Origin of the sequence: Paenibacillus phytorum (assembly GCF_013141715.1) — a bacterium.
Lineage (GTDB): Bacteria > Bacillota > Bacilli > Paenibacillales > NBRC-103111 > Paenibacillus_E > Paenibacillus_E phytorum.
Window position 1 is genome coordinate 1 of record NZ_WHOA01000241.1, and the last position, 24,912, is coordinate 24,912.

Annotated in this window: 18 protein-coding genes; 16 read left to right on the top strand and 2 right to left on the bottom strand. The window is 46.0% G+C overall.

What is annotated here, in order from left to right; genetic code table 11:
* Nucleotides 1–175: 175 nt before the first annotated feature.
* Complete coding sequence (locus GC098_RS33155; RefSeq protein ID WP_171648250.1) at nt 176–1,312, bottom strand: hypothetical protein; 1,137 nt, start codon at nt 1,310–1,312, stop codon at nt 176–178.
* A gap of 222 nt (nt 1,313–1,534) precedes the next feature.
* On the opposite strand from GC098_RS33155, the gene GC098_RS33160 reads away from it, so the two are divergent.
* The 8 genes from GC098_RS33160 to GC098_RS33195 all read left to right on the top strand — a co-directional run bounded on the left by GC098_RS33160 (nt 1,535) and on the right by GC098_RS33195 (nt 17,523).
* Nucleotides 1,535–2,560, top strand: a complete 1,026-nt coding sequence (locus GC098_RS33160) for a LacI family DNA-binding transcriptional regulator (protein WP_171648252.1) — start codon at nt 1,535–1,537, stop codon at nt 2,558–2,560.
* A 32-nt stretch (nt 2,561–2,592) separates the two neighbouring features.
* Nucleotides 2,593–3,477, top strand: a complete 885-nt coding sequence (locus GC098_RS33165; RefSeq protein WP_171648254.1) for a carbohydrate ABC transporter permease — start codon at nt 2,593–2,595, stop codon at nt 3,475–3,477.
* On the top strand, nt 3,467–4,297 hold the full coding sequence (locus GC098_RS33170) for a carbohydrate ABC transporter permease (protein WP_171648256.1): 831 nt from the start codon (nt 3,467–3,469) through the stop codon (nt 4,295–4,297). Before GC098_RS33165 ends, GC098_RS33170 begins: the two co-directional genes overlap by 11 nt.
* Before the next feature lie 99 nt (nt 4,298–4,396).
* The gene (locus GC098_RS33175; protein ID WP_171648258.1) at nt 4,397–5,746 is read left to right on the top strand and encodes an ABC transporter substrate-binding protein; all 1,350 of its coding nucleotides are present in this window, start codon (nt 4,397–4,399) and stop codon (nt 5,744–5,746) included.
* Nucleotides 5,747–5,841: 95 nt separating this feature from the next.
* Nucleotides 5,842–9,552 (top strand): glycoside hydrolase family 31 protein, encoded by a 3,711-nt coding sequence (locus GC098_RS41380; RefSeq protein ID WP_171648260.1) that lies wholly within the window; start codon nt 5,842–5,844, stop codon nt 9,550–9,552.
* Nucleotides 9,549–10,175 carry a thioesterase II family protein gene (locus GC098_RS33185; RefSeq protein ID WP_171648262.1) on the top strand — a complete coding sequence of 209 codons (627 nt, stop codon included), beginning with the start codon at nt 9,549–9,551 and terminating at the stop codon, nt 10,173–10,175. Before GC098_RS41380 ends, GC098_RS33185 begins: the two co-directional genes overlap by 4 nt.
* 156 nt (nt 10,176–10,331) lie before the next feature.
* A complete protein-coding gene (locus GC098_RS33190) occupies nt 10,332–13,613 on the top strand; it encodes a TIM-barrel domain-containing protein (RefSeq protein ID WP_216625509.1) in 3,282 nt (1,093 codons plus the stop codon).
* A gap of 55 nt (nt 13,614–13,668) precedes the next feature.
* Nucleotides 13,669–17,523, top strand: coding sequence for a TIM-barrel domain-containing protein (locus GC098_RS33195; protein WP_171648264.1), 3,855 nt, complete (start codon nt 13,669–13,671; stop codon nt 17,521–17,523).
* A 75-nt stretch (nt 17,524–17,598) separates the two neighbouring features.
* Here GC098_RS33195 and GC098_RS33200 read toward each other — a convergent pair whose 3' ends face one another.
* Nucleotides 17,599–19,521, bottom strand: a complete 1,923-nt coding sequence (locus GC098_RS33200; RefSeq protein WP_171648266.1) for an FAD-dependent oxidoreductase — start codon at nt 19,519–19,521, stop codon at nt 17,599–17,601.
* 192 nt (nt 19,522–19,713) lie between these two features.
* Between GC098_RS33200 and rsgA the strand changes: the two genes are divergently transcribed.
* From rsgA to GC098_RS33240, 8 genes are all read left to right on the top strand, one after another.
* Entirely contained in the window at nt 19,714–20,775 is a 1,062-nt protein-coding gene (gene rsgA / locus GC098_RS33205) for a ribosome small subunit-dependent GTPase A (RefSeq protein WP_171648268.1), read from the top strand.
* A 95-nt stretch (nt 20,776–20,870) separates the two neighbouring features.
* The gene (locus GC098_RS33210; RefSeq protein ID WP_171648270.1) at nt 20,871–21,188 is read left to right on the top strand and encodes a hypothetical protein; all 318 of its coding nucleotides are present in this window, start codon (nt 20,871–20,873) and stop codon (nt 21,186–21,188) included.
* Between the two features lie 162 nt (nt 21,189–21,350).
* The gene (locus GC098_RS33215) at nt 21,351–21,701 is read left to right on the top strand and encodes a histidine triad nucleotide-binding protein (RefSeq protein ID WP_171648272.1); all 351 of its coding nucleotides are present in this window, start codon (nt 21,351–21,353) and stop codon (nt 21,699–21,701) included.
* Nucleotides 21,702–21,815: 114 nt separating this feature from the next.
* Nucleotides 21,816–21,989 (top strand): 30S ribosomal protein S21, encoded by a 174-nt coding sequence (gene rpsU / locus GC098_RS33220; RefSeq protein WP_029195880.1) that lies wholly within the window; start codon nt 21,816–21,818, stop codon nt 21,987–21,989.
* 8 nt (nt 21,990–21,997) lie between these two features.
* On the top strand, nt 21,998–22,441 hold the full coding sequence (locus GC098_RS33225) for a GatB/YqeY domain-containing protein (protein ID WP_171648274.1): 444 nt from the start codon (nt 21,998–22,000) through the stop codon (nt 22,439–22,441).
* Nucleotides 22,442–22,727: 286 nt separating this feature from the next.
* On the top strand, nt 22,728–23,393 hold the full coding sequence (locus tag GC098_RS33230) for an NfeD family protein (RefSeq protein WP_171648276.1): 666 nt from the start codon (nt 22,728–22,730) through the stop codon (nt 23,391–23,393).
* A gap of 45 nt (nt 23,394–23,438) precedes the next feature.
* Entirely contained in the window at nt 23,439–24,428 is a 990-nt protein-coding gene (floA, locus tag GC098_RS33235; RefSeq protein ID WP_216625510.1) for a flotillin-like protein FloA, read from the top strand.
* 21 nt (nt 24,429–24,449) lie between these two features.
* Nucleotides 24,450–24,911, top strand: coding sequence for a YqfB family membrane protein (locus GC098_RS33240; protein ID WP_171648278.1), 462 nt, complete (start codon nt 24,450–24,452; stop codon nt 24,909–24,911).
* Nucleotide 24,912 lies beyond the last annotated feature (1 nt).

The following is a 24,912-nucleotide window of genomic DNA, read 5'->3' on the forward strand; positions in this document are numbered from 1 at the left end:
TTATACAACATCGTTCAACCGCGAAAAATGGATTCACTCATCCAGCGACCAGAATTGAGCATACAACATGACACTGATGAGCAAGCGAAGGATTAAACCTATACGTCTTGGGCGTAAGTTGCTTGGCATCAGCCTTGACAAACACGCTCGTCAAGGAAGGAATAAGCCGTTTTCTTCATATAAGTTTCATCTCATATTGATGGACTTTCCAAGCCCCATTTACACGTTTTAAAACATAAGTGAACTGAGCGTCATGGGTGCCTGATAGGATGTATAAAGCCTTAAAACTTAATGTCTCTGAATCTTCAAGTTTGAGCTCCTGATTTTTAATTTCTTTGACTTCACCAAATGGTTTAAGATCAAGTGAACTGCTGGAAAGAAGATGGTGAATTCCTGATTGGGGTGCGTGTATGGCAAGTATTTCTTTGGCTTTGGCTTCGGTGAAAGACTGCATAAGCCACTCTTGAAGTTGATCTTTTTGTGCAGGGCTAATTCGTTTGAAATGAAATGAACCTAAGCTTTTGGTGAATTGATTGTTAACTTGCTTGAACCAATCTTGCATGAGTTGAACTGATCCAGCATCCGTCTCTTTGCCAGCATCCAAAGCGAGTGGAGACAAAGGGAAAGTTTGAAGTGTTTTATTAAATTCAGTTTGTACGATTTCCGTGGCAGGGGGTGGCGTAGTTTCCACCTTGTTAATATGGCTAACTTCCGCGACATCGGAAACTCCTTCGAGGATGTCAGCGTAAACCGAAAAGTATTTATGGATGACGATTGTTGCACGTCCCGTAGAACCGGGAATCCCGAATCTACTCTGATCTTCGGACTTAGGTATATGCAGAATCATTCTGTTGGAATGTCCTTTAAAAACTAGAGGCTGAGGTAATCCAAAGGAGGATTTCTCATCTGCAATAAACACTATTTGATTGCTATTGTAATCTGCATCCTCGTAGTTAACCATAAACGAACCGGATATTATTGCCTCACTTTCCATGGTGTAGGCAACAGATCCTTTACCGTAAGTTTCTTGCTGCTTATCCGTGATTTTCCACGCGGCTACTTGATCTCCGATACGAATAGATGCAGGATCATACCAACGCATCGTTGGTTTTAAGTCGATTGGAACAACTGGGGTTGGCGAGCTTGAACGAACAGGATCTGAGTTTGTTGGTATCGTTGTACTAGGCAGGATAGTTGCTGCAGGATTCGATGGTTTAGGGGGAGGCTGCAGCGTTATGTTCAAAACAAGCAGGAGAATTGCAATTGCAATGATGATCCCCGCGTATAACTTCAAACTTCGCTTAACTTTCATACGAAAAGCACCCCCAACAGATGTCATTCACTATTGATTAGACGGCTGACGCTGCATGAAGTTGCAAGGAATTCGCCCATTTCAATTAGACATTAAAAATAATTTAGTTAAACGCGTAACTGATAAATCAATTTAATGGTAAAAAGATAGCGCTATCATATTGTAATATCGACTATTGTGTCTTATAATCTAGTTAAACGTGTAACTAAAGAGGGTAGAGGAATGAAGAAACCAACAATTAAAGATGTGGCCAAAGTCGCAGGCGTTTCAGCAGCCGCAGTGTCCTATGCTTTAAACGGCAGAACGGATAAAGTCTCCAATGAGACGATCGAACGCATTAAGAAAATTATTGAAACCTTAAACTACATACCGGATTTCTCAGCGAGAAGTTTAGTCAAAAACCAATCCAAGTTGATTGGCATCGTGATTCCACAGACAGAATCTCACAAGCAGCTTATACTTGAAAATCCTTTCTACAGCGAAATGATAAGTGGAATTGAAGGCAAGCTTCGTGAGTATGGGTACCACCTCTTGTTATCTGGCGTTAACCAAGGGGAAAGTTATCTGGATTTATCCGTTCAACGTAATCTGGATGGTGCCATTATGATGGGTATTTATCCCGAACAGTTTTATGACGGCTTTAAGAAGATTAATATTCCGATTGTCCTGATCGACAGTTACATTAACGACAGTTATTTCAAGCGAATCGGCATTGATGACGAATACGGCGGATATTTGGCAACGAAGTATCTAATTGATAAGGGTCACTCTAACATTGGACTTGTGACAGGAGCGATTCGTAAAGACGGTGTTGTCGAGAAACGTTTCCTCGGCTATAAACGTGCGATTCGTGAAGCGAATTTCTTTTATAATCCGGACTATGTGTTTGAAGAATCCATGAGTTATGAGCATGGTATGGCTGCAGGACAGCTCATTGCAAACAAGTTTCCCGAAATCACCGCTGTATTTGCTACGGGGGACATGGTTGCATTCGGAGCGATTCGGAGCTTGATGGACATGGGTAAAAAAGTCCCGGAAGACATCTCAGTCATTGGCTTTGATGATATCACGATGTCGAAGATGTTTATCCCGCCTTTAACAACAATCCGGCAAAATATTACTGAAAAAGGCGCTATTGCGGCCGAACACCTCATCAACATGATTCAAGGCGGCGTGGAGCAAGAAGCGAATGAAATCATGCTGCCGCTAACGATTGTGGAGAGAGCAACAGTTAGAGCCAAGGAATAATTAACACGTAGGAATCGGAAAAGGAGAACGTCATGGTCGGACAAAAAAGATTTTCCAAAGCAGTTGTCATTATCGGATTTTTATTGCCAAGTTTAGCGGGTTTGTTTCTGTTCCAACTCATCCCGATGCTTTCATCCGCTGTCATCTCCTTTACGAATTGGGATTTGTTAACCCCGGCGAAGTTCGTTGGGGTGGATAATTACACGGAAGCTTTGCAGGATGAGAAAACGCTTACATCACTGATGAACATTCTTCAGTACATCCTTGGTTACTTGCCGTCTGTTCTTGCTTTTGGTTTATTGTTCGCCGTTTTACTGAATAGAAAGCTAAGGGGTATTAAGCTTTATCGAATTTTCATCTTTGTACCCGTCATCACCTCGTGGGTAGCTGTTTCCATCGTATGGCGCTGGCTGCTGAATGGACAGAGCGGACTCATTAACTACCTGTTATCACTAATCGGAATACAAGGACCTGTATGGCTGCAGGACTTTGTATGGGCAATGCCCTCAATTATCGCGGTAAGTGTATGGAAGGATATCGGCTATGTGACTGTCATACTTCTTGCGGGGCTGCAGGATATTTCGGAGGATTATTACGAAGCAGCTACGATTGATGGCGCAGGTGGATTTCAGCAGTTTTTTCGTGTAACGCTACCGTTGCTCACGCCTAGTATTTTTTTCGTGCTTGTCATTTCCCTCATCAATGGCTTCCAACTCTTTGATCAGGTGCTAGTTATGACAGGTGGCGGTCCGGCTGGGCAAACGAGCACGCTTGTACAGCAAATTTATGGGAATGCTTTTCAAAGCTATAAAATGGGCTTTGCCTCTGCGCAGTCATGGATTTTATTCGTAATTATTTTCGCCGTCACCATCGTTCAGCAGCAGCTTCAGAAAAGGTGGGTTACCTATGACAGATAAATATATGCCGTATCGGAACCTGCTTTCACATCTCATTTTGATTGTGGCGGCTGTCGTTCTCATGTTTCCTTTCGTCTGGATGCTGTCGGGTTCATTTAAGGATAACTTGGAAGTCGTCAGAATGCCGCCTAATTTAATTCCCGATACATTTAAATTCAGCAACTACGTCGAGATTACGAAATACTTTCCGATCTATCGCTTTTTGGGCAACAGTGTAGGCGTTTCCTTAGTGACGACGGCAGCGCAGATTGTTGTGTGTGCGATGGCTGCATTTGTTTTTGCTAAAATACCTTTCCGAGGCAGGGAAACTTTATTTGTTCTCTATTTGATCACGATGATGATTCCCATGCAGGTGACGATGACGCCACTTTTTATCGTGTTTCAGAAACTGCACCTGACGAATACATATCTCGGTCTCATTTTGCCAGGAATCTTCAGTGCTTACGGGACTTTCCTGCTCCGACAACACATCATGACCATTCCCGATCCGTTGATCGAAGCGGCTAGAATGGACGGAGCTTCCTATTTGAGGGTGTTTATGAGCATCATTCTTCCGCTTAGCAAACCTGCTCTTGCAACACTAGCTATTTTTGCTTTCATGGCTTCGTGGAACAATTTTTTGTGGCCGCTTATTATTACGAGCGATAAGGAGTTGATGACACTTCCGATTGGACTAAGTAAGCTACAGGGTAGATGGGCGACGGAGTGGAACATTTTGATGGCGGGGAATGTGATCAGCTTTATACCGATTTTCATTGTGTTTTTGTTCGCATCGAAATACTTCATTAAGGGAATGACCATGAGTGGCGTTAAAGGATAATGAGAGGGGTGATGGAAGTCGTTTGAGACGTAAGTGATGAAAATAAAATGACAATGGTGAGTTAACTGGAGAAAATTCATAAGAAGAGAGGGTTTAAAGATGGTTACTAAAAAAACAGGTTGGGTCGTAGCGTTAGGTGTGGTTGTTTCTCTTGCAGCAACGGGTTGTGGAGCGGATACGAAAAAGGAAGCTACGTCAACGCCAAAACAAGAGCCGACGGCTGCTGCAACGGCAGCGGCAACACCGGAGACAAAGAAAGAACCGGTTACCCTCAAGTTCATGCAGTATACCGCTAGCGGTTCTCAAGAGCAGACGCTCGGCGATATGGTGAAAGCGTTCGAGTCGGCCAATCCTGACGTGAAGGTCAAAGTGGATATCGTCGATTACAACAACTACTACACGAAGCTCAATACACAGCTCGCATCGGGGGATGCGCCTGATGTATTTGAGGTCGGTTACGAAAACTTCGTCTCTTATGCAGCCAAAAATACACTAAAAGACTTGACGCCGATCATTGCGAAGGACACGACGTTCAAGCCGGAAATCTACAAAGGTCTCGCTTATGACTCTTTCAAATATAGCGGAAAACAATATGGAGTCGTAGAGTCATTTTCAGACGTAGTTCTTTTCTATAATAAGGATTTGTTTGACAAAAAGCAAGTTGAGTATCCAAAGGCGGATTGGACGTGGAAGCAAGAGCTGGAAGCGGCTCAGAAGCTAACTGACGCCAAAAGCGGCGTATGGGGAACCTACTCGCCAATTCAATTCTATGAGTTTTACAAAACAATTGCTCAGAACGGCGGAGGTATCTGGAGTGCAGATGGCAAGCCTACTGTAAACAGTAAAGAAAATATTGAAGCCTTGAACTGGATGCTGGATAAAGCGAAGAAGTATAAAGTGTCTCCAGCGCTCAACGACGATACCTTTAACCAGCCAGATGCTGACTTAAACGCATTTAAAGCAGGTAAGCTTGCTATGCTGCGTGGTGGAATTTGGAACTTTGGCCGCTTTGCGGATGCCCCGTTCAAATGGGACATTGCACTCGAGCCTGGTAATACGAAGAAAGCACATCATTTCTTTGCGGATGGTCTTGTTGTTTCTGAAAAAACGAAAAATGCCGAAGCGGCTTGGAAATTTATTAAATTCATGTCCTCCGATCCTTCTGTTGTCAGCAAGCGGATTGAGAAAGGCTGGAGTGTACCTGCTGTTTCTGATGAAAAAGTCATGGAGGCTTATTTCAAACAAACGCCGCCAGCTTCGAAGAAAATCGTGCTTGAAGCATTGAATTCGCTTGTACTGACGCCAGTAGGTCCAATTCCGGACAAATGGAACGACTTGACGAAAGCGATCGGCGACGAGCTGGATAAAGCGAAATTGAAATCCGATTATACAGCGGAAAAAGCACTCAATGAAGCGCAAGCGAAGATTGAAAAATTAGTAACTAAATAGCGTAGTGCGGACATAGAGTCGGCAGGGAAGGGGCATTGTTGCGGCAACGGCCCCTTTCTCATTCATACACATGGGATGGAGTAGGAGGATTTATGGTGCAAACAGTAGATTCAAATCAGAATGTTAAATACTTTTTAGATGAACATACAGGTCAGATTACGATCTCGGGGCAGCTTGCCACTTTTAGAGATATTGCTTTTTTGAGTTACGCGCTTATTCAGCGAGGTGATGTCGAACGTGTATTGCCTGTACTACGTTTGATGAGCAGCGATCAATTTAAGGGACAGTTGGCACTGACGGATGCTGCGCTTCGGATATGGGCTTTCGGAGAATATCTGAAGGTAACGGAAGATCAGGATTTTAGGTTGGAGATAGAAGGGATGATTGAGGAAACCACCTTGTTTCTAGATAGCAATTGGCAGAATCCGCAGCCTCACTGGCTGCATCGTGGAAGCGAAGGTATTTATTTGAGTCATTTGGCGATGTACTTCGCTGCGGTTCAAGCCAATATTCAGAACGGAGTTGGCGAGCGGGGTGTGCGTTTACTGAAGGCGATCCGTGAGCTTGTCTTTGCCAGCTTCATTAAAGAGGGCCGAGTTGTCAGCGAACTAGGTGATACAGCGATTCATGGGGATATCATCACAGCGGCGATTCCATTCGGTATGCTGGGTATCGAAGACCGTATTCTGATCGAAGCGTTGTATAAATTGGAAGAAACACTTGTTAGTAAAGGTGTGAGTTTCAAAGCTGGCGACACGTATTATGGAGGCTGTGAGCGATCCGACCTTACCTGCCTGTTGGCGTGGTACTACGCTAAAAAAGGGGACACGGTTCGGGCGAAGGAACTGCTCGCTCATGTGGAGTCGCTTCAGAAGGAAGATTCGAAGTTGTATGAGGTAGACACTTCTACAGCCAAGGAGCCTTTATTGTTTACGTATTGGCGCGAACATGCAGGGGAACCACCCGTCAGTACATGGGGAGGCGTACTGATGGAGCTTGCACAGGCTGCACTTGTTTCAGGTGATGTCCGTACTGACAGCTTGGACAGCGTCTCTCTGGTGCATCAACCAACAGGTTACGATGACCCTTACGTCATCCTGCCTTACGAGCGGTTTCCCCGTCATCCCGAAGCGGGTGATTCGGTGCTTGTGCGCCTCTTGACTCAGCCTTTTCAGGCGAGTCAGGTCGTGACCGTGCAGGCCGCCGTGGGTGGGATTCCGGCGGCCCAAGCTGTGAGCGCCGTCATGAAAGTGACGGACGGCGGGGAAAAGGTCTGGGAAGCGCAGCTTGGCCCTTTCCTCGCAGGTGACGAGGTCAGCTATGCTTTTGCGCTTCAAAGCGGAAGCAAGTCGCTGAGTTCAGCGACTTACAGCTTTAAAGTGCGGGCATGGACGGCGCTGGAGCGCGTCCATGCTATGTACGAGACGACGGATGGCTTCGTTGTCGAATTGGATTACGGTGCGGAGGGTACTCGCACAGCTCAGTTGTCTTTCCGCGCCGACGCGAGCGGCGCGATCAAGCTGACGTTCGCCGCAGACGGCGAACGCTCGCAGGGCGCGCCGGTGCAGCAGGCGGCGCTGGCAGTTGGACGCGCACGGCTGGAAGCCGAGGTGCGCGGTGGCAAGCTTGCGCTCGCGCTGCGCAGCACGGAGGGCGTGCTGATGGAAGGCTTCGCCGCCGAAGGGAAGCCGCTTATTGAGGCTTTAACCGATGGCTCGGGATGCCTGCATAAGCTTCGCTTGAACTTGAAAACGAGGCCGGAGCATCGCTGGTTCGGCATGGGGGAACGCTTTTCCCATTATGAATATTCGGGTCATGAAGTCGATCAATATGTGTACAATCAGTACCGGGATCAAGGACTGAAGACGTACATGCCGGTTCCTTTTGCCATATCCTCAGGTGGATATGCGATCTTCGTGGATACGGCGCTTTATTCGACCTTCCGTTTTCATACACGATTATCTGATCTTGTTGAAGTGGAAGCGGATGTGTCGCAGGCAAATCAACAGCTGGTTGCGTATTTATTTGCGGAGGAGCCGCTCACGATGGTCGGACAGTTCACCCATCTATCGGGCAAACCTGTATTGCCGCCGAAGTGGTCGTTTGGACCATGGATGTCCAGCAATAACTGGGATTCCCAGGCAGAGGTTTTGAAACAGGCCGAGTTAACGGCGAAGTATCAAATCCCGTCCACTGTGCTAGTTATCGAGCAATGGAGTGACGAAGCGACGTTCTATATTTTTAACGATGCGCAGTACAATGTCAAAGACGGTAACCAACCGTTTCGCTATGATGAGTTCCAGTTCCCAGAGTGGGGCCGTTGGCCGAATCCGAAGGGAATGGTCGAAGAGCTGCATGAGAAGGGTTTGAAGGTGCTGTTATGGCAAATACCCATTCATAAACATATGTATGGCGTTACTCACGGTCAGCGCGATCAGGATGAAATTACACTGCTGGAGCAAGGTTACTGTGTGAAAACGGCCGATGGGGAGCCGTACACATTGCCCTATAACTGGTTTAAAGATTGTCATATTCTTGACTTTACGAATCCAGAAGCGGCGAAATGGTGGTTTAATAAACGCCAATACCTCGCAGATGAGATCGGTGTGGATGGCTTTAAAACAGATGGCGGCGAATTCGTCTTCGGTCACGATCTGCAGTTCTATGATGGCTCTACTGGCCGCGAAATGCGCAATTTGTATCCGAATTTGTATGTGGGCGGCTATTACGATTTCATTCAGCAGTATGCCAAAGATGGAGGCATTACCTTTAGCCGGGCGGGCTACACCGGAGCGCAGCGGTACCCGATGCACTGGGCTGGCGACGAGCGTTCGACCTTTCAGGCCTTCCGCTCTTCGATGATTGCTGGGTTATCCAGCAGTATGTCGGGCATTCCGTTCTGGGGATGGGATCTGGGTGGCTTTCATGGGGACATTCCGACGGCGGAGCTGTTTATAAGATCCACACAAATGGCCGCTTTTTGCCCAGTGATGCAGTATCATGCCGAAACAAAAGGCGAGTTCAATCAAGACCGAACGCCGTGGAACATCGCTGAACGAACAAATCAACCACTTGTTATCGATTTATACAAAAGGTACGCGGACATTCGGATGAACTTATTACCTTACATCTATGATCAAGCGATTCGTACCAGCCGAACAGGGTTGCCTATGATGCGTGCGATGTCCCTTCAATTCCCTTCTGATCCGCATTGTACCGAAATGATTAGTGAGTACATGTTCGGAGAAAGCTTGCTGGTCGCTCCCGTTACGGAGGAGGGTCATGGTGCAAAAGAGATTTATTTTCCGGAAGGGTCATGGTTATCTTTGTTCGATCAAGATGAGGTCCAAGGTCCTTGCCTAATGAAAGTTGCTGCACCTTTGGAAACGATCCCTGTTTATCAGAAACAGGATAGTGTCATTGCGCTCAATCTCGCTGAGAATTATTCACTTGGCGATCATGTGGGCAATATCGTAAACCGCTATGAGCATTTATGTTTCCGAGTTTATGTTGTGGGTGAACTGCAGGCAGAGTTTGAGGATGACCTAGGCAATCGTGTGAACATTTCAGCAAAAAGAGTCAGTGGTCAGATTCGTTTGCACTGGTCAAGCAGTCTTAGTCATAATCAAGCAATAACCTTTATTTTACATCAACCAGATGGTGTATCCATCGTTTCAAATTCAGAAACGGAACTCTCACCAGTCGATCATGTGGAACTACTGCTTCCGGGTCATTATTTGATTAGCCAAAAGAATCTACTCATTACTGTCTCGGAATCGGCAGGAAGTCTGGTGATAGCGCAGTGATTTTGTTCGGGTTCCCTCACTGTGGAGATCACTCAAAGTCTTACCTTACTTGGAGCAGAGGATTACCCGCTCGTGTTAGGTTCCAACATATTGAACTGAGTCAAGCCCGATTATCCATGCGCGAGGTTTCCTCTGAACTGTGGGAGCAAGCTCTGCACGAGACCTGTCAATACGTCAAGCAGCAGCTGATGCCTGGTGAAGAATATGTGTTTATCGGCCACTGCTGGGGCAGCTTGCTTGCCTTCGAGGCCAGTCATCGCTTGAAAGCAGAAGGCATTGCTGAGCCACGGCACTTATTTCTATCTGGCTGCAGCGCCCCACATCTTCTTCGGCCTCGCGGTGTACTGAATCGCATGCAGGGGGATGCACCTGAGATTGGCTGCCTGCCTGTGGAGGAATATCGTGGTCAGGTCAATAGAGAGCCACTTCGTGCTAGGTTCAGTGTTTTTACAGGTAAGAAGGATGAACATGCGCTAGTTGATCATTTGTCGGAGTGGAGCCGTTATACCGCGAAAATATGCGATGTGCACGTTTGTGAAGGCGATCATCACTACTGGCAATCGGATTCAAACAAATGGCTGCAGCTCGCACAGACGATTGTAGAAAGGGAATATCTGATGTAAGCAAACGGCGGTCACGATTATATAGGATTCGTGGTCGCCCAATATTGAAAGGGGGGATGCTTGGAGCGGCGCATACATGGCGAGGAATAACAGTAGTGGAGCCTCTAAGTCATTCGTGTTTAGCAAACAAATTTCGGTACGAAAGGGGAAACGTTTATGTATGTAAGGAATTTATCAGTACCATTCCGATTTTCTCTCTCTTTTTTGTTCTGTTTCTGTCTCTTCGTCCCCCCTATTTATGCCATTGATGGTGTCCATCATGCGCCATACGGCATCGATGATCTGTACGAGATTCAGGCAACGGAGCGGAGTCCAAGAGATCCCGTTGCTGGCGACACCGTGTATATCAAAATAACAACGTGGCCCATAGAATCTGGACAAACGGCTTGGGTGACCTGGACGAAAAATGGTGTCAATCAAGCTGCTGTCGGAGCAGCTTACAAATACAACAGCGGCAACAACACTTACTGGGAAGCGAACCTTGGTACTTTTGCTAAAGGGGATGTGATCAGTTATACCGTTCATGGCAACAAGGATGGTGCGAATGAGAAGACTAGCGGACCTTTTACTTTTACGGTAACTGGATGGGAATCCATTAGCAGTGTCAGCTCCATCACGAATAATACGAACCGTGTTGTGCTGAATGCGGTGCCGAATACAGGCACTTTGACGCCGAAGATCAACCTGTCATTTTCAGCGGACGATGTACTCCGTGTTCAGGTTTCTCCAACGGGAACAGGAACGTTAAGCAGTGGACTTAGTAATTACACGGTTTCAGATACCGCATCAACCACTTGGCTTACAACCTCCAAGCTGAAGGTGAAGGTCGATAAGAATCCTTTCAAACTTAGTGTGTATAAGCCTGATGGAACGACGTTGATTGCCCGTCAATATGACAGCACCACGAATCGTAACATAGCCTGGTTAACCAATGGCAGTACCATCATCAACAAGGTAGAAGATCATTTTTATTCGCCGGCTTCAGAGGAGTTTTTTGGCTTAGGCGAGCATTACAACAACTTCCGTAAACGCGGAAATGATGTGGACACCTATGTGTTCAATCAGTATAAGAATCAAAATGACCGAACCTACATGGCAATTCCTTTTATGCTTAATAGCAGCGGATATGGCATCTTCGTAAATTCAACGTATTATTCCAAATTCCGGTTAGCAACCGAACGTTCCGATATGTTCAGCTTTACGGCTGATACAGGGGGGAGTGCTGCCTCGACACTGGATTATTATTTCATTTACGGAAATGATTTGAAAAATGTGGTGGGGAACTACACGACCATTACCGGTAAGCCAACAGCGCTGCCGAAATGGGCTTTCGGGTTATGGATGTCAGCTAACGAGTGGGATCGTCAATCCAAGGTAACTACAGCCATTAATAACGCGAATACCAACAATATTCCGGCAACGGCAGTTGTGCTTGAACAGTGGAGTGATGAGAACACGTTCTACATTTTCAATGATGCCACGTATACCCCTAAAACGGGCAGCGCTGCACATGCATATACCGATTTCACTTTCCCGACATCGGGGAAATGGACGGATCCAAAAGCTATGGCGGACAATGTGCATAACAATGGGATGAAGCTGGTGCTCTGGCAGGTCCCTATTCAGAAATGGACTTCGACGCCTTATACCCAGAAAGATAATGACGAAGCTTATATGACTGCTCAGAATTATGCCGTAGGCAACGGCAGTGGAGGTCAGTACCGGATACCAGCAGGACAATGGTTCGAGAACAGTTTACTGCTTGATTTTACAAATACGAGCGCGAAAAACTGGTGGATGTCTAAACGCGCTTATCTGTTTGATGGTGTAGGAATTGACGGCTTCAAAACAGATGGCGGTGAAATGGTATGGGGGCGCTCGAATACCTTCGCAAGCGGTATGAAGGGCGATGAAATGCGCAATCAATACCCAAATGAGTATGTGAAGGCGTATAACGAGTACGCACGCTCGAAGAAAGCTGATGCGGTCTCCTTCAGCCGTTCGGGCACACAAGGCGCGCAGGCGAATCAGATTTTCTGGTCCGGTGACCAAGAGTCCACCTTTGGTGCTTTTCAACAGGCTGTGAACGCAGGGCTCACGGCAAGTATGTCTGGCGTTCCTTATTGGAGCTGGGATATGGCAGGCTTCACAGGTACTTATCCAACGGCCGAGTTGTACAAACGTGCTACCGAAATGGCTGCTTTTGCACCGGTTATGCAGTTTCATTCCGAGTCTAACGGCAGCTCTGGTATTAATGAGGAGCGTTCGCCATGGAACGCACAAGCGCGTACGGGCGACAATACGATCATTAGTCATTTTGCCAAATATACGAATACACGTATGAATTTACTTCCGTATATTTATAGCGAGGCAAAGAAATCAAGTGATACCGGCGTTCCGATGATGCGCGCCATGGCGCTTGAATATGGGGCGGACACGAACACGTACGGTTTGACGCAGCAGTATATGTTCGGGGGTAATTTGCTTGTTGCTCCTGTCATGAATCAGGGAGAAACAAACAAGAGTATTTATCTTCCGCAGGGGGATTGGATCGATTTCTGGTTCGGTGCTCAGCGTCCTGGCGGTCGTACAATCAGCTACAATGCCGGCATAGATGATCTACCGGTTTTTGTGAAGTCCGGCAGCATTCTTCCGCTGAATTTAAACGCGCAATATCAGGTGGGTGGAACCATTGGCAACAGCTTAACGAGCTACACCAACCTCGCATTCCGCATTTATCCGCTTGGTACTACAACGTATGACTGGAATGATGATATCGGCGGTTCGGTGAAAACCATAACGTCTACAGAGCAATATGGGTTGAATAAAGAAACAGTCACTGTTCCAGCGATTAATTCTACGAAGACATTGCAAGTGTATACGACTAAGCCTTCCTCTGTAACGGTGGGTGGTTCTGCGATGACAGAGTACAGTACATTAACCGCCTTAATCGGAGCATCGACAGGCTGGTATTACGACACAGTACAGAAATTCACTTACGTCAAGCTTGGTTCAAGTGCATCTGCTCAATCTGTTGTACTAAATGGCGTCAACAAGGTGGAATATGAAGCTGAGTTCGGAACGCAAAGCGGCGTAACTACGAACACGAACCATATGGGTTATACAGGTACTGGGTTTGTGGACGGCTTTGAGACCCTTGGAGACAATGTTACTTTTGATGTTTCCGTCAAAGCCGCAGGTACTTATACCATGAAGGTTCGCTATTCATCCGGTGCAGGCAATGGGTCAAGAGCCATTTATGTGAATAACACGAAAGTGACGGACCTTGCTTTACCGCAAACAACGAACTGGGATACGTGGGGTACGGCTACGGTCAACGTCTCGCTCAGTGCAGGTCTCAACACGGTGAAAGTCAGCTATGATGGTACCAGTTCACTCGGTATTAATCTCGATAACATCGCGATCGTAGAGCAATAAAAAGTTGGGAGGGCATGTCCCTCCCTTAATTTCTAATCGAAAGGGAGTATCATTGATGAGTCCTCCAAACAAAGAAGTTCCACGTATCTTTGCTTTATTCACAGCATTTACGTTGTTTGGTTCAACCCTTACCTTGCTTCCTGCTTCTCCTGCTCATGCTTATGTCAGCAGCTTAGGCAATCTCATCTCTTCGAGCGTAACCGGAGATACCTTGACGCTAACTGTTGATAATGGTGCGGAGCCGAGTGATGACCTCTTGATTGTACAAGCGGTGCAAAACGGTATCTTGAAGGTAGATTATCGACCGAATGGCATAGCGGCAAGCGCGAAGACACCGATGCTGGATCCAAACAAAACTTGGTCAGCTGTAGGAGCTACGATTAACGCGGCAGCCAATCCAATGACCATCACGACCTCCACTATGAAGATTGAGATTACCAAGAACCCCGTGCGAATGACGGTCAAAAAGGCTGACGGCACTGCGTTATTCTGGGAACCTTCTGGCGGTGGTGTATTCTCAGACGGTGTTCGCTTCGTTCATGGCACTGGTGACAATATGTATGGCATACGGAGCTTTAATGCTTTTGATAGCGGGGGTGACCTGCTGCGGAATTCGTCCAGTCATGCCGCCCATGCGGGTGAACAGGGAGATTCCGGTGGTCCGCTTATTTGGAGTACAGCGGGTTATGGATTATTAGTCGATAGCGATGGCGGCTACCCCTATACAGATAGCACAACCGGCCAAATGGAGTTTTATTATGGTGGAACCCCTCCTGAGGGACGTCGTTATGTGAAACAAAACGTGGAGTATTATATTATGCTCGGAACCCCCAAGGAAATTATGACCGGCGTAGGGGAGATCACGGGAAAACCACCCATGCTTCCTAAGTGGTCGCTTGGCTTCATGAACTTTGAGTGGGATACGAATCAAACGGAATTTACGAATAATGTGGATACGTATCGTGCCAAAAATATCCCTATAGATGCTTACGCCTTTGACTATGACTGGAAAAAGTATGGAGAAACCAACTACGGTGAATTCGCGTGGAATACGACTAATTTCCCTTCTGCTTCCTCAACTTCACTAAAGACAACAATGGATGCTAAAGGCATCAAAATGATCGGAATTACGAAACCTCGAATCGTTACCAAGGATGCTTCTACGAATGTGACGACCCAGGGGACGGACGCGACAAACGGCGGTTATTTTTATCCGGGCCATAACGAGTATCAGGATTATTTCATACCCGTTACTGTACGCAGTATCGATCCTTATAATGCTAGCGAACGTACCTGGTTCTGGAATCATTCTACAGACGCACTCAATAAAGGGATTGTTGGTTGGTGGAATGACGAGACGGATAAAGTATCTTCGGGTGGAGCATCGTACTGGTTTGGCAATTTCACAACAGGCCACATGTCTCAAACCATGTACGAGGGTCAAAGGGCCTACACGAGTGGAGCACAGCGCGTTTGGCAAACGGCTAGAACTTTCTACCCAGGTGCCCAACGGTATGCGACTACGCTTTGGTCTGGTGATATTGGCATTCAATACAATAAAGGCGAACGGATCAACTGGGCTGCTGGAATGCAGGAGCAAAGGGCAGTTATGCTATCCTCAGTGAACAACGGCCAGGTGAAATGGGGCATGGATACCGGTGGATTCAATCAGCAGGATGGCACGACAAACAATCCGAATCCCGATTTATACGCACGGTGGATGCAGTTCAGCGCTTTAACACCTGTTTTCCGTGTACATGGGAACAATCATCAGCAGCGCCAGCCATGGTACTTCGGATCGACGGCGGAAGAGGCTTCCAAAGAGGCTATTCAGCTGCGGTACTCCTTGATCCCTTATATGTACGCCTATGAGAGAAGTGCTTACGAGAATGGGAATGGGCTCGTTCGACCCTTGATGCAGGTATATCCGACTGATGCTGCTGTCAATAATTACACGGATGCTTGGATGTTCGGTGACTGGCTGCTAGCTGCGCCTGTGGTAGATAAACAGCAGACGAGTAAAGATATCTATTTGCCGTCTGGTTCATGGATTGACTATGCGCGAGGTAACGCAATAAACGGCGGTCAAACCATCCGTTACTCGGTTAATCCGGACACGTTGACAGACATTCCTCTCTTTATTAAAAAAGGTGCGATTATTCCAACACAGAAAGTACAGGATTACGTTGGGCAGGCTCCCGTCACTTCCGTTGATGTGGATGTGTTTCCGGATACGACGCAGTCGAGTTTCACATATTACGATGATGATGGCGCCAGTTATAACTACGAAGGCAGCACTTATTTTAAGCAAAATATGACTGCGCAGGATAATGGTGCAGGCTCGCTAAGTTTTGCGTTAGGGGCAAAGAGTGGCAGTTACACGCCAGCTCTTCGATCCTATATCGTTAAGCTGCACGGTTCTGCAGGAACTTCTGTAACGAATAACAGCGCAGCTATGACGTCTTATGCAAGCTTGGAAGCACTAAAAGCTGCCGCTGGAGAAGGTTGGGCAACTGGGAAGGACATCTATGGGGATGTCACCTATGTGAAAGTGGCGGCAGCTGCAGCTTCTTCTAAATCTATTGCTGTTACAGGTGTTGCTGCCGTGAGCGCAACTTCGTCGCAATATGAAGCGGAGGATGCGTCGCTTTCTGGCGGCACAGTTGCTACAAAAGCTTCCGTTAACACTAATCATACAGGATATACCGGAACTGGATTTGTTGATGGTTTGGGTAATGCAGGCGCGGGTGTCACATTCTATCCCAAGGTGAAAACAGGCGGTGACTATAATGTCTCCCTACGTTATGCGAATGCTTCAGGCTCAGCTAAGTCAGTCAGTATTTTTGTAAATGGAAAAAGAGTGAAGTCCACCTCGCTCGCTAATCTCGCCAACTGGGATACTTGGTCTACACAATCCGAAACTCTGCCGCTAACTGCTGGTGTGAATGTTGTGACCTATAAGTATTACTCCGATGCGGGCGATACGGGCAATGCTAACCTTGATAACATTACGATACCCTTTGCACCAACCGTCGGTAAATATGAAGCAGAGAGTGCTGAGCTTTCTGGTGGCAGTGCAATGAACACGAACCATTGGTACTATAGTGGTACAGCATTTGTAGACGGATTAAGTGCTGTAGGTGCGCAGGTGAAATACAATGTGAATGTCCCTAGCGCTGGGAGCTATCAGGTAACGCTGCGATATGCTAATGGCAGTGCAGCAACTAAAACGTTGAGTACTTATATCAATGGATCCAAGCTAGGACAAACCAGTTTCACGAGTGCTGGTACGAATTGGAATGTCTGGCAGGATAATGTGCAAACGGTAACGTTAAATTCAGGGGCAAACACGATTGCGTTTAAATACGACGCCGCTGACAGTGGGAACATTAACTTAGATCGTCTGCTTCTTTCAACTTCGCCAGCGGGAACGCCGGTTTCTGAGCAGAATCTGCTAGACAATCCTGGTTTCGAGCGTGACACGAGCCAAAGCAATAACTGGGTTGAGTGGCATCCAAGTACGCAAGCTGTTGGTTATGGCGTTGATAGCGGCTCAACAACCAATCCGCCGGAATCCCCATGGACGGGTGATAAGCGGGCATACTTCTTTGCAGCAGGCGCTTATCAACAAAGCATCCATCAAACTATTAGTGTTCCTGTTAATAATGTGAAATACAAATTCGAAGCCTGGGTCCGCATGAAGAATACGACACCTACGACGGCCAGAGCCGAAATTCAAAACTATGGCGGATCTGCCATTTATGCGAATATCAGTAACAGCGGTGATTGGAAATACATCAGTGTAAGTGATATTATGGTGACCAATGGTCAGATTGATGTTGGATTTTACGTGGATTCACCTGGCGGAACTACGCTTCACTTTGATGATGTGCGCGTGACCAAACAATAAACAAATAACCAGCTCCCCCGCGAATGGGAGGGCTGGTTGTTTGTTCGTTACGATAATCCATCCATGTGGAGCGGATTAAACATTTTGTAGTGCTTGCTGAACTTCTTGCACAATGGATGCCGCCGCGGAACGGGCACTAGAGAATGCACGTTCTGCAAGTTCACCCTTACCTGTGCAGCCGTCTCCGCAGAAGTAGAAAGGCACATTTTCCACGCGTGTCGGCAGTAGATTATTGGAAGCAACGTTTTTCACGCTGGATACCATCGCTTTCTTCGAAACCCGTTTCACGGCTGTGACATCGCGCCAGCCTGGATAATGTTTGTCAAATAGGGCTTCCATTTGGAGGTTCTTTTCTTCTAAATACGCTTTGCGCTGCTCTTCGTTATCAAAGCGGTCGCTTAAGTATGCGATACCTTGCAGCAGCTGCCCGCCTTCTGGTACCAGTGTGTGATCTGTCGCGGAAACATCGCTGATGAACAGCTTGTTATCCATGTCGCTGATGTAGCTGAACGGTCTCGCGACAACGCGGCTTAACCCAACGTCATACACCATGACTTCAGTTGCGGTATTGGATTCATACGGAGCTAGGAACGGTTCCCATGCTGTACCTTTCAGAAGCTTGACGACTTGCTGAACCGGCATAGCGAAAATCACTTTGTCAAAGGCGACTTCACGGTTTTTGGTTTGCAATACAAATTTACGATCTGCGTATCGGAGGCTTTCCACGCCTTCTTGAAGGGCAATTTCCCATTTGCCGGACGTTGTCAGCTTTTGTTTAAGCTGATTCGTAATAACGGCCCAGCTTCCCAATACATAATTGACAGGCTTCGTGGAAAGGAACAAGTTGTGATAGTACTCGCTGATTACTGCTCCAGAAACATTGCGAGCATCCTCAGGTGTTATAAAAAAGTTGGAGCAAACCAGATGCTCCCATAACTCTTTAACATCCTCGTCCGCATTGGACTCTGCCAAATAATCAGCAAGAGTTGCGTAGTTTTTTAAGTTGTGAATATTCGCGATAATGGCTGTAATTTCACCGACGAATCTTACTTTTTGCATCGTGCTGAGCAGATCAGTTTTTAAGAGGTTTATCGCGTCAAGTGGTGCTGGCGTAAGCTGATTATTTTTCGCATAAAAAACTTTGCGTTTATCTACTTGCTTAGAAGAAAAAGATAGTCCAAGTTCACGTTCCATGTTTGTTAACGTATGTCGATCAATCCCGTAGATGGCATGTGCGCCATAATTGAGTGTAAATCCTGCTTTTTCATACGTAAAAGCTCGCCCACCAAGCTGTGGACTGCGCTCGAAAAGAATGCCTTCGACATGCGGATTCTCAGATAAATAAGCGGCCGCTGTCAATCCTGCTAAGCCTCCGCCAATAATAGCTACTTTCATTTTGTTTTCCTCCTTGGGGACTGGTTCTACCTGCAGAGATGCGTAAGGTTCCTCAGAGCGCAATCCTACCCACAGCCAGGCTAAGTTGTTTTTCATCATGGAGAGTAAATCGGCTTCATCTTGATTGCACCATGTGCGGACTGTTCCCGCATACATGCAAACGAGCAGTTCAATTTTTCTTGGTTCAGGAAGCCAATGTAATAAGCTTTCAGAAAGTACGTTTAATTGCTGTTGTTCTTCCGTTTTTATAGTTTCATTTTGTAAGGATAAAGCTTGTAAACTGCGGACTAATCGGGGTGAAGATTGAATGTTGGACGATAAGTCTAAGAATAAGCGATTAATGTGTCCTTCAAGGGATTGGACCTTGGAGGGAGGTTGCTTCACCCATTCTTGAATTAATTGAATCTGTTTACTGTAAAGCGCTGAAATGATGGCATCTTTGCTTTTAAAATAATGATAAAACGTTCCCTTTGATGATCCCGTCGCCGCGATGATATCGTCTACGGATACATGCTCATAACCTTTTTCCATAAACATGGTTAAGGCGACTTCCATCATCACATCACGCTTTTTGCGGGTAGAGGCTCTCATGAATTGGCTCATCCGCTCACTCCATTCCAACCAACGATTTACTCTTATTATATGCAAAAATAGACTTCCAGTCTACAATTTAATTGACCATTCGCATAAAGTTTGAAGAAGGAAAAAACAATCTAAATCATTATTTACCGTGTGATGTCGATACTAGCGGTCTATACTTCAGAATAGAACCACTTGAGAGGATGAAATACACACTTGAAAAATGAAGATTTAGGATGGAATTCCTTTTTTGAAAAAGCATTCGAACCTTACCTAAACGAGGGATACCAGGTTGGACGGGTGTCCTTGGAACATAAACATATGTATCGCGTCCAGACGGAAGTTGGGGAAGCGCTTGCCGAGGTATCGGGTAAAATGCGGCATCTAGCTTTCCGTCGCGAAGACTACCCGGCTGTAGGCGATTGGGTCGTATTGTCCATCAGGGGAGAAGAACAACGAGCAACGATCCATGCTGTATTGCCACGCAAAAGTAAGTTTTCCCGTAAAGTCGCTGGTCAAGTCACTGAAGAACAAATTGTTGCCTCGAATGTAGATACAGTGTTTCTGTTCACAGCGCTAAATCTAGATTTTAATGTACGCCGTATAGAACGTTATATGGTGTTAGCTTGGGAGAGCGGGGCAAATCCGGTTATTGTTCTAAGTAAAGCGGATTTATGTGAGGATCCGGAAGCACTGGCTGCAGAGGTCGCGGCAGTTGCCGTTGGTGTGCCCATTCATATTATCAGCTCGGCAGAAAACCGCGGACTAGACGAGCTTGCTGCTTATATTACTCCAGGCCAAACAGTCGCGCTTCTCGGCTCGTCCGGTGTTGGCAAATCAACCTTGGTGAATCGTATCTATGGGAAGGATATTCTAGATACAGGGGATATCCGTTCGGGGGATGACAAAGGGAAGCATACGACGACTCACCGCGAGCTTATCACGCTGCCTGGAGGAGGCATATTGATAGATACGCCAGGTATGCGTGAACTCCAGCTGTGGGATGTTTCAGAAGGGTTAAGCACGTCATTTCAAGATATCAAAGAGCTTGCAGAAATGTGTTACTTTCAGGATTGTAAGCATGAAAATGAACCGAAATGCGCTGTGAATCATGCACTAGATGAAGGGACTTTGGCAGTTGAACGATTTAATAACTACGTAAAATTACAAAAGGAACTCGCTTATTTGGCGCGCAAAGAAGATAAAGGGCTTCAAGCAGCCGAGAAAGCGAAATGGAAAAAGCTGCGCCAGTCCTTAAAAAGTCAGCATAACCGTTAAAACTTTTCGTAGTTAGATAAGCCCTAACGCGTTCACAGAGTAGCCTTTTGCCTATGCTGAAATATGCTGTTGGTAAAAAGGAGTGTGATGAGCCTATGAAACATCAGGAAGCACATGAGATATGTAAAAAGCATATGTACCGTTATGTGAGCGTCACAATGACAAGTGGTGTGGTTTATGACGGTATTGTGGAAAATGTGGATGATGACCATCTGTACTTAGCCGTTCCGATTGGTGGAATGGATCAGGAACAAATGAGAGCTTTTTTACCCTATCCGGGTTTTGGCTACCCATACGGATATCCAGGTTATGGATTTCCAGGTTACGGTTTCGGCTTTCCAAGGCGCCGCTTTGCCAGACAAATCCTACCGCTTGCTGGATTACTAGTCTTATCCTTACTCCCATATTATTAATAGAATGAAACCTGTTCAATCTAGAAATATCTTACAATCAATAAGATGTTTCTTTTTTTTGCAATTATTCCATTTAAAATTGTAGATTGGATTGGATTTTTTAGCTCTTTTCCGATAAAATTAAAAGTAGTAGTTTCACGAAAGTGGGGGACAAGCCGAACAATGAGTGATTGTATTTTCTGTAAAATTATTGCGGGGGAACTTCCCTCTAAGAAAGTGTATGAGGACGAACAAATTGTTGCTTTTCATGATATTCAGCCAGCTTCGCCCATTCATGTCCTTATCATTCCTAAGAAGCATATTGCTTCATTAGCCGATGCGGGAGAAGAGGATTGGAACATGATCGGGCAAATTCAGCGAGTGGCTGCGCAAATTGCTAGAGAACTAGAAGTAGAAGAATCTGGTTATCGAGTTATAACGAATATTGGAGCTAACGCGGGGCAAATTGTTCACCATCTTCATTATCATCTAATGGCTGGGGCACGTTTATCGCCATTAGGGGTGCATAATTAAGCTTCCTTTCACGAATCGAAAGGTTTGCGATTGACACCCTAATTACTATGACCTATAATGAGATTTGATGAACCGTTTTGTCTTAGATGGTCTGTTCGGAGGGAGGGAAAACTGTTGTCAGAAACTCGAGTTCGTAAGAACGAAACTATAGATGCTGCACTTCGTCGCTTTAAGCGTTCCATCGCTAAGGATGGCATTCTTGCAGAAGTTAAAAAACGTAAACATTATGACAAGCCTAGCGTTAAGCGTAAGCTTAAATCTGAGGCTGCTCGTAAGAGAAAGTTCTAGGAGGCAATATGAGCTTAAGCGATCGATTGAACGAAGATATGAAGCAAGCGATGAAGAGTCAGGACAAGTTCAAACTCTCCGTAATTCGAATGGTAAGATCTACCATTAAGAATTCAGAGATTGAACTGAAAAGAGCCTTAGATGACAATGAAGTGCTTGACGTTCTAACTCGTGAAATCAAACAGCGTAAGGATTCCCTCCATGAATTTACGAAGGCCGGCAGAGATGATTTGGCCGAGAGCCTGAAGGCAGAACTTGTTATTCTAGCTGAGTACATGCCGCAACAGCTTTCTGAGGAAGAAGTGAAAGCCATTGTACAGCAGACCATCCAGCAAATTGGTGCTTCTTCCAAAGCGGATATGGGCAAAGTGATGACGGCATTGATGCCTCAGGTTAAAGGACGCGCTGATGGTAAACTTATCAATCAGTTAGTTCAACAATTATTAGGTTAATACAAAATATGTTAGAAAAGACCGAGTGGACCAAGTCCTCTCGGTTTTTTGTTTCCGCATAAGAAAGTTTAAGTTTTCGGATCTCGAAAACCGCTTTCTTATTGGCGATATAACCTAATATAGGGATGTTTGGTCGTAGACCAAAGTTTCACTTCGCTAAACGCGGTCGCGCATCCCTGAATGGCCTCGATAGAGGTTTTTTCATTCTCTTTAACAAAAACGAAACAGTTTGTGTGTTGGAACGTACATATTAATGATAAGGAAGATTCAGGGAAAGGAGTGAAAGATGATGTTTGTAGAAAACTTATCTGCCTTTCTGACTCATCCCGTTACAGCGACGGTATTATTAGTGGTTGGGATCATTGGAATTGCATTGGAGCTGCTTTTTTTCAGCAGTGGATTGCTCGCCTTAGCGGGGGTAGCTGGTTTTGCTCTTTATTTTCTCGGGTTTTATTTAGCTGGTTTTGCTGGTTTCGGTGACTTGGCTGTCTTTGGAATCGGGTTACTTCTTCTTATCCTAGAATTGGTCGTTCCGAGTTTTGGGATTCTAGGTGTATTAGGTGCAATATGCCTCTTTGGCGGGGTTCTGATGGCATCTTCAGATCCCTCACAAGCGGCGATAATGTTGGGTATCGCCTTGTTGTTAGCAATCGTTGCGATCTCCTTCGCGATCAAAACCTTTAAGCACCGCGGTATTTGGAATCGTTTTATTCTAAGGGAGCAGCTAACGACGAACAAAGGATTTACTTCCAGCCCAGATCGATCCTATTTGATTGGAATGACGGGAGAAGCGATTACTCCGCTCCGCCCGGCCGGGACTGCAATTATTCAAGGTGAGAGCGTGGATGTGGTGACGAATGGCAGCTTTATTGCCACAGGAAAGAATATAGTCGTTGTTGAAGTAGAAGGAGTTCGCGTTGTAGTACGAGAGAATGATAGCAATAACGCATAAAGACTTTGAGCTACGCTCAAAGATCCCTATATTAGGAGGAACAAAATGAATATAGAACCAGGATTATATTTGGTGTTGGTTGCGGCCATCGTTATTATTGCACTTTCGGTATTGTTGAGCATTGTACCTGTCATGCTTTGGATTTCAGCACTTGCTTCTGGAGTAAGAATTAGCATCATTACTTTAATTGCTATGAGGCTTCGTCGCGTGACCCCAAGTAGGATCGTCAATCCGATGATTAAAGCTACTAAAGCGGGTATTGATTTAAGTGTCAATCAGCTAGAAAGCCACTTTCTTGCAGGCGGTAACGTTGATCGGGTTGTCAATGCTTTAATTGCTGCTCACCGCGCGAAGATTCACTTGGAATTTGAGCGTGCAGCGGCTATCGATCTCGCAGGGCGGGATGTCTTGTTAGCCGTTCAAATGAGTGTAAATCCACGTGTCATTGAAACACCTAATGTTTCAGCAGTGGCGAAGAACGGCATTGAAGTAAAGGTTATTGCCAGGGTTACGGTTCGAGCCAACATTGACCGACTTGTTGGGGGGGCGGGCGAGGAAACGATTATCGCTCGTGTAGGTGAGGGGATTGTAACTACAGTTGGTTCCAGTGACTCTCACAAAGATGTCTTAGAGAATCCAGATTTGATTTCTCGAACGGTTCTGGGTAAAGGGTTAGATGCCGGAACAGCTTTTGAAATATTATCGATTGATATCGCGGATGTGGATGTAGGTAAAAATATTGGCGCCCATTTACAAACGGAACAGGCAGAAGCTGATAAGCGAATCGCTCAGGCTAAAGCTGAGGAAAGACGTGCGATGGCCGTTGCTGCCGAGCAAGAAATGAAAGCCAGAGTTGTAGAAATGCGCGCGAAAGTTGTCGAATCAGAGTCACAGGTGCCGCTTGCGATGGCTGAAGCACTTCGAAATGGTAAACTAGGTGTCATGGACTATATGAATCTTAAAAATATCGATGCAGATACACAAATGCGTTCTTCACTTGGCAAAATAAATGATGGTAAGAGTGAGAAAGAATAGTAGTTTTGAAGAGGTGATCAGATGGAACAGCTCATTGGAATTTTGTTGAAGAACTGGTATCTGGTTATTATTGCATTCGCCTTTTTCTATCAAATTCGAAGTAAGGGCCGGCGAGCGAATCAGGAAACCAAGGCAAGGACGGGTATGCCATCCTTTGGTGATGCCCCTAATGGCGCTAGGCGACCATTAGAAGCGAAGAAGTCAGACCAGAAGGGGTTTGGGTCGACCTTGCAATCGGGACGCGAGCAAGACGAGTATGGTCGTTCTAACAAAGCTAAGGCGGGCTCGACTAAGCCCAATCAGAAAGCTTCTCCATTCAGCTCATCTACACAGATAATAAATGAAAGCTCACCTGTTTACGCAGATGTGATCTCTACGCCGAGTCCTTTTCCTGAACAACCGAGCCGAGATCAGCTCCTGCAAGGAATTGTGTGGGCTGAAATTCTCGGTCCGCCTAGGTCAAAGAAGCCTTATCGCAGATAAT

What these genes read in the sequence shown, in the direction of transcription:
- GC098_RS33155 (WP_171648250.1), bottom strand. Translation starts at nt 1,312, where the DNA reads ATGAAAGTTAAGCGAAGTTTGAAGTTATACGCGGGGATCATCATTGCA.
- GC098_RS33160 (WP_171648252.1), top strand. Translation starts at nt 1,535, where the DNA reads ATGAAGAAACCAACAATTAAAGATGTGGCCAAAGTCGCAGGCGTTTCA.
- GC098_RS33165 (WP_171648254.1), top strand. Translation starts at nt 2,593, where the DNA reads ATGGTCGGACAAAAAAGATTTTCCAAAGCAGTTGTCATTATCGGATTT.
- GC098_RS33170 (WP_171648256.1), top strand. Translation starts at nt 3,467, where the DNA reads ATGACAGATAAATATATGCCGTATCGGAACCTGCTTTCACATCTCATT.
- GC098_RS33175 (WP_171648258.1), top strand. Translation starts at nt 4,397, where the DNA reads ATGGTTACTAAAAAAACAGGTTGGGTCGTAGCGTTAGGTGTGGTTGTT.
- GC098_RS33190 (WP_216625509.1), top strand. Translation starts at nt 10,332, where the DNA reads ATGTATGTAAGGAATTTATCAGTACCATTCCGATTTTCTCTCTCTTTT.
- GC098_RS33195 (WP_171648264.1), top strand. Translation starts at nt 13,669, where the DNA reads ATGAGTCCTCCAAACAAAGAAGTTCCACGTATCTTTGCTTTATTCACA.
- GC098_RS33200 (WP_171648266.1), bottom strand. Translation starts at nt 19,521, where the DNA reads ATGAGCCAATTCATGAGAGCCTCTACCCGCAAAAAGCGTGATGTGATG.
- GC098_RS33210 (WP_171648270.1), top strand. Translation starts at nt 20,871, where the DNA reads ATGAAACATCAGGAAGCACATGAGATATGTAAAAAGCATATGTACCGT.
- GC098_RS33215 (WP_171648272.1), top strand. Translation starts at nt 21,351, where the DNA reads ATGAGTGATTGTATTTTCTGTAAAATTATTGCGGGGGAACTTCCCTCT.
- GC098_RS33225 (WP_171648274.1), top strand. Translation starts at nt 21,998, where the DNA reads ATGAGCTTAAGCGATCGATTGAACGAAGATATGAAGCAAGCGATGAAG.
- GC098_RS33230 (WP_171648276.1), top strand. Translation starts at nt 22,728, where the DNA reads ATGATGTTTGTAGAAAACTTATCTGCCTTTCTGACTCATCCCGTTACA.
- floA (WP_216625510.1), top strand. Translation starts at nt 23,439, where the DNA reads ATGAATATAGAACCAGGATTATATTTGGTGTTGGTTGCGGCCATCGTT.
- GC098_RS33240 (WP_171648278.1), top strand. Translation starts at nt 24,450, where the DNA reads ATGGAACAGCTCATTGGAATTTTGTTGAAGAACTGGTATCTGGTTATT.